General features: G+C 71.1%; 4 protein-coding genes. 2 read left to right on the top strand and 2 right to left on the bottom strand.

Annotated elements, in window-relative coordinates; genetic code table 11:
* The first annotated feature begins 306 nt into the window (after positions 1-306).
* The gene (locus JS521_RS33985) at positions 307-900 is read left to right on the top strand and encodes a biotin transporter BioY (RefSeq protein ID WP_205086738.1); all 594 of its coding nucleotides are present in this window, start codon (positions 307-309) and stop codon (positions 898-900) included.
* Positions 901-915: 15 nt separating this feature from the next.
* On the opposite strand, the gene JS521_RS33980 is transcribed toward JS521_RS33985, so the two are convergent.
* Entirely contained in the window at positions 916-2,214 is a 1,299-nt protein-coding gene (locus tag JS521_RS33980) for an FAD-binding oxidoreductase (protein ID WP_205086737.1), read from the bottom strand.
* A gap of 110 nt (positions 2,215-2,324) precedes the next feature.
* Positions 2,325-3,758, bottom strand: coding sequence for an amino acid permease (locus JS521_RS33975; protein WP_205086736.1), 1,434 nt, complete (start codon positions 3,756-3,758; stop codon positions 2,325-2,327).
* A gap of 274 nt (positions 3,759-4,032) precedes the next feature.
* Here JS521_RS33975 and JS521_RS33970 point away from each other — a divergent pair, with 274 nt between their 5' ends.
* The gene (locus JS521_RS33970) at positions 4,033-4,521 is read left to right on the top strand and encodes a ribose-5-phosphate isomerase (RefSeq protein WP_205086735.1); all 489 of its coding nucleotides are present in this window, start codon (positions 4,033-4,035) and stop codon (positions 4,519-4,521) included.
* The last annotated feature ends 106 nt before the right edge of the window (positions 4,522-4,627 follow it).

Genomic DNA, 4,627 nt, shown 5'->3' with positions numbered 1-4,627 from the left:
GGTGGGGGGAGCCTCGTGCATGGGGTGCGGTTCACTCTCGGATGATTTATCGGGAACCTACAGTCTGGGGCCGTGGTCCCTCTCCCGCCAAAACGGACCCCACCCGCTCGACCTCAGTGACGAGCGTCACGCGGGAACGTGATTGCGCAGCAGGCTTTGTGAGAATCCCACCAACCCGTCAACCGCCGCTTTGTTGGCGGCTGATGGTGATCGAGCGTTCACTCGTGGGCTAACGTCGGCGGAGCCCGACCCCACCCCGACCGCCGGGGGCCGCCCGGCCCACCTGCCCTCACCCGCGGAGTCCCGATGAGCACTGCTGCCGCCCCCGTCCGCTCCGGAGCGGTCCTCGCCGACCTGCTGCCCGCAGCCCGGCACCGCTACGCCGTGGACGCGGCCCTCGTCCTCGGCGGCGCGGCCCTGACCGGCATCGCGGCCCAGATCGCCGTCCCGGTCCCCGGCTCCCCGGTCCCGGTCACCGGCCAGACCTTCGCCGCGCTCCTCATCGGCACCGCGCTGGGCGCCCGCCGGGGCTTCCTCTCCCTCGCGCTGTACGCCCTCGTCGGCATGGCCGGTATGCCGTGGTTCGCCGAGGCCAGCTCGGGCTGGAGCATGCCGTCCCTCGGCTATGTCTTCGGCATGCTCCTGGCCGCCACCGTCGTCGGCGCCCTCGCCCGGCGCGGCGGCGACCGCTCGGTGCTGCGCACGGCGGGCACGATGGTCCTCGGCTCCGCGATCATCTACGCCATCGGCGTGCCCTACCTCGCGCTGTCCACCGGGATGTCGCTGACCGCCGCCGTCGCGGCCGGCCTCACCCCGTTCCTGATCGGCGACGCCCTCAAGGCGGCGCTGGCCATGGGCCTCCTGCCGACCACCTGGAAGCTGCTCGGCCGCCGCGGCTGACCCGCCCGTGAGGGCTCAGCCCTCGTAAGGCCCCCCGAAGAGGCCCGCCGGATCGTACTGGGAGACCAGACCGGCGAGCCTCTTCGCCGTTTCCGGCTCATGGAAACCGGCGGTACGGTCCCCGCCGCCGAAGCAGAAGTTGGCCGCGCGCCCCTGGACGAGCGGCCCCAGCACCCCGGACACCTCCCCGTACAGCGCGCGCACCGCCGGCACGTCCGTACCGTCCAGCGGCGACAGCAGCCGCAGCAGGAAGCCCGCGTCCCGGTAGGGCACCGCGCTCGCCGGCTCCGACTGCCCGGCCATAGCTCCACCCAGATGATTGAGCTGCACCACGTTCATCATCGGCGCCCCGGGCCCGGTCAGCTCCAGCACCCGGGCGGCCCTCCCGGCATCCAGCTCCCGGAGCATCAGCCCCTCCCCGTAGTACGCGTGCGGGAACGGCGGGTCGTTGTGGATCGTCGGGCTCTCGGCGTACGGCATCTCCCGGAACGTGTCCTCCAGTGCGGGCCCGATCGCCCGCAGCGGGGCCACCAGCCGCTCGCCCTCGGCCGCGTCCCCCGTGAACGCGACCCGCACCGAGACCACGTACCGCCCGCGCACCTCCTCGGGCACCTGCGGCAGGTCCGGGTAGGGGAGCGCGGACAGGGACGACGTCAGGGTCTCCGGCACGGTCCGGGTCCACTCCAGATAGCGGGCCGTCACCTCCGCTGCCCGTTTCCCGTCGAAGGCGATCGCACCCCCGTACAGCCGCTCCACCGCCACCAGACCGATCTCCAGCGAGGTCACCACCCCCAGCCGGCGCCCGCCGCCGCGCAGCCCCCAGAACAGCTCCGGCTCGCACTCCGGCGTGACCCGGCGCGAAACACCGTCGGCGGTCACCACCTCCAGCGCCCGGACCTGGTCGGCGGCGTACCCGAACTCGCGGGCCAGGATGCCCAGTCCGCCGCCCAGCGTGTACGAGACCGCGCCCACCGAGGGCGACGAGCCGTTGAGCGGGGCAAGGCCGTGCGGGGCCGCCGCCGCGGTGACCGCGCCCCAGGTCGCGCCCGCGCCGATCGTGGCGGTACGGGCTACCGGGTCGACGGTGACGGAGTCCAGGGCGCTGGTGACCACGAGGACGCCGCCCTCGACCGCACCGGGCAGCCCGTGCCCGGTGGCGTGCGCGGTCAGGCGGAGCCCGTGCCCGGCGGCGTACGCCACGGCCTCCCGTACGTCGTCGGGGGTGCGGGCCTCCACCAGCCGGTCGGGGCGGATCGGGAAGCCGGTCTGAAAGCTGGCAGGGGCAGGGGCGGACCCGGCGGGCCGGTGCGACATGGAAAAGCTCTCCTTCGCTCGCGTTTTCGTGCTTGCGAAGGAGAGCTTCCCGGCCATACCTGACAGCGTCCGTCAGGTATGGATCACGGTTCGTGCCGGACGGCCGACGGTCACTTGGCTACGGCCTTGCGGCTCCGCATCTCCCGGACCAGCGAGATGCCCACCACCAGGGCCGCGACCAGCAGCGACAGCACGACCTGCTCGCGGGCGGTGTCGTCGGTCAGCATGTAGACCAGGATGAAGGAGATCGCCGCGATCGTCGCCCAGGTGAGGTACGGGAACAGCCACATCCTTACGACCAGCTTGCCGGGGGTCTCGCGCAGGATGATCCCGCGCATCCGCAGCTGGGTGAAGCAGATGACCAGCCACACGAAGAGCGCGACCGCGCCGGAGGAGTTCAGCAGGAACTGGAACACCGTGTCCGGCCACTGGTAGTTGAAGAACACCGCCACGAAGCCGAAGACCACCGACGACAGGATCGCCGCCTGCGGCACACCGCGCTTGTTGACCTTGGCGAAGGACTTCGGCGCGTCGCCCCGCTCACCGAGCGAGAACGCCATCCGGGAGGCCGTGTAGAGGCCGGAGTTGAGGCAGGACAGCACGGCCGTCAGCACGATGAAGTCCATGACGTTGCCCGCCTGCGGGATCCCGATCGAGTCGAGGGCGGCGACATAGCTGCCCTTCTCCTGGATCGACGGGTCGTTCCACGGCAGCAGCGTCAGCACGACGAAGATCGAGCCGAGGTAGAAGACGGCGATACGCCAGATCACGCTGTTGGTGGCCTTCGACACCGCGCGCTGCGGGTCGGAGGACTCGCCCGCGGCCAGGGTCACGATCTCACTGCCCATGAACGAGAAGACGACCATGAGCACACCGGTCAGGATCGCGCCCGGCCCCTTGGGGAAGAACCCGCCGTTGTCCGTCAGATGGGCCAGGCCCGACCCAGGGTTGTCCGAACCGGGCAGGAACCCGAAGACGGCGAGGAAGCCGACGACCACGAACGCGGCGATCGCCACGACCTTGATCCCGGCGAACCAGAACTCGAACTCGCCGTAACTGCCCACCGAGATCAGGTTGGTGGCGGTCAGCACGACCATCACGATCAGCGCCCAGGCCCACTGGGGCACGCCCGGGATCCAGTTCTCCAGGATCGCCGCGCCCGCCGTGGCCTCGACGGCCAGCACCACGACCCAGAAGAACCAGTAGAGCCAGCCGATGGAGAAACCGGCCCAACGGCCCAGCGCCTGGTCGGCGTAGGCGGAGAAGGAGCCGGAGCTCGGCCGGGCGGCGGCCATCTCGCCGAGCATCCGCATCACGAGGACGACCATCAGGCCGACCATCGCGTACGAGATCAGGATCGCCGGTCCCGCGGCCGCGATGCCCGCGCTCGATCCCACGAAGAGCCCGGCGCCGATCACGCCGCCGATCGCGATCATCGAGAGGTGGCGGTTCTTCAGGCCTGCCTGAAGCCCGCCCGACGAGTCCGGCCGGTCCGGCTCACCGGGCTCCTGGCCCGGCTTCGCCAGCGTCGTCTGCGACGTCATGGGGGGATTCCTTACCGTTTCGAGCATGAGGGTGTGCCCTGCTCCGCCGTCGGGTGGTGCCCGTGGGGTGTGCGAAGACAAGGCCACGCATTCAAGCCCGATACAAGGCGGAAGGGGAACCCCCTCTTTCGGATCGTTTGCCTGATCGTTGCTTGAGTGGTGTTCGCCACACAAAAGCGGGCCAGGGCCTGCGAATCATCGAATCGGGGCTTGCGCCCCACTGACGACCGCCCCGTGACGGTTGCCCCGCGAAGTTCGTGCCACACTTCGCACCATGCGCGTGTACCTCGGATCCGACCATGCCGGCTACGAACTCAAGAACCACCTCGTCGAGTGGCTCGGCGCCCACGGCCACGAGGCCGTCGACTGCGGCCCCCACATCTACGACGCCCAGGACGACTACCCGCCGTTCTGCCTGCGGGCCGCAGAGAAGACGGCAGCCGACCCGGACAGCCTCGGCATCGTGATCGGCGGCTCCGGCAACGGCGAGCAGATCGCCGCCAACAAGGTCAAGGGCGTCCGCGCCGCACTGGCCTGGAGCGAGCAGACCGCCGCGCTGGGCCGCGAGCACAACGACGCCAACGTCGTCGCGATCGGCGGCCGGATGCACACGGTCGAGGAGTCCACGAAGTTCGTCGAGATCTTCCTCTCCACGCCGTACTCCGACGAGGAGCGCCACACGCGCCGCATCGAGATGCTCTCGGCGTACGAGACCACCGGCGAGCTCCCCCCGATCCCGGCCCACCACCCCCAGCAGGGCTGACCCCCTCCCACTCCACGGGGGGGCCGCCGCGCCCCCCCCCCCGCCCCCGGGGGGGCCGCCCCCCCCCCCCGCCGCCGCCCCCCCCCCCCCCGCGCCCGCAACCCAA

Source organism: Streptomyces durocortorensis, from assembly GCF_016901035.1.
Lineage (GTDB): Bacteria > Actinomycetota > Actinomycetes > Streptomycetales > Streptomycetaceae > Streptomyces > Streptomyces durocortorensis.
Note: the sequence above shows the minus strand (reverse complement) of the source record. Positions and strands in the feature narration are given on the sequence as shown.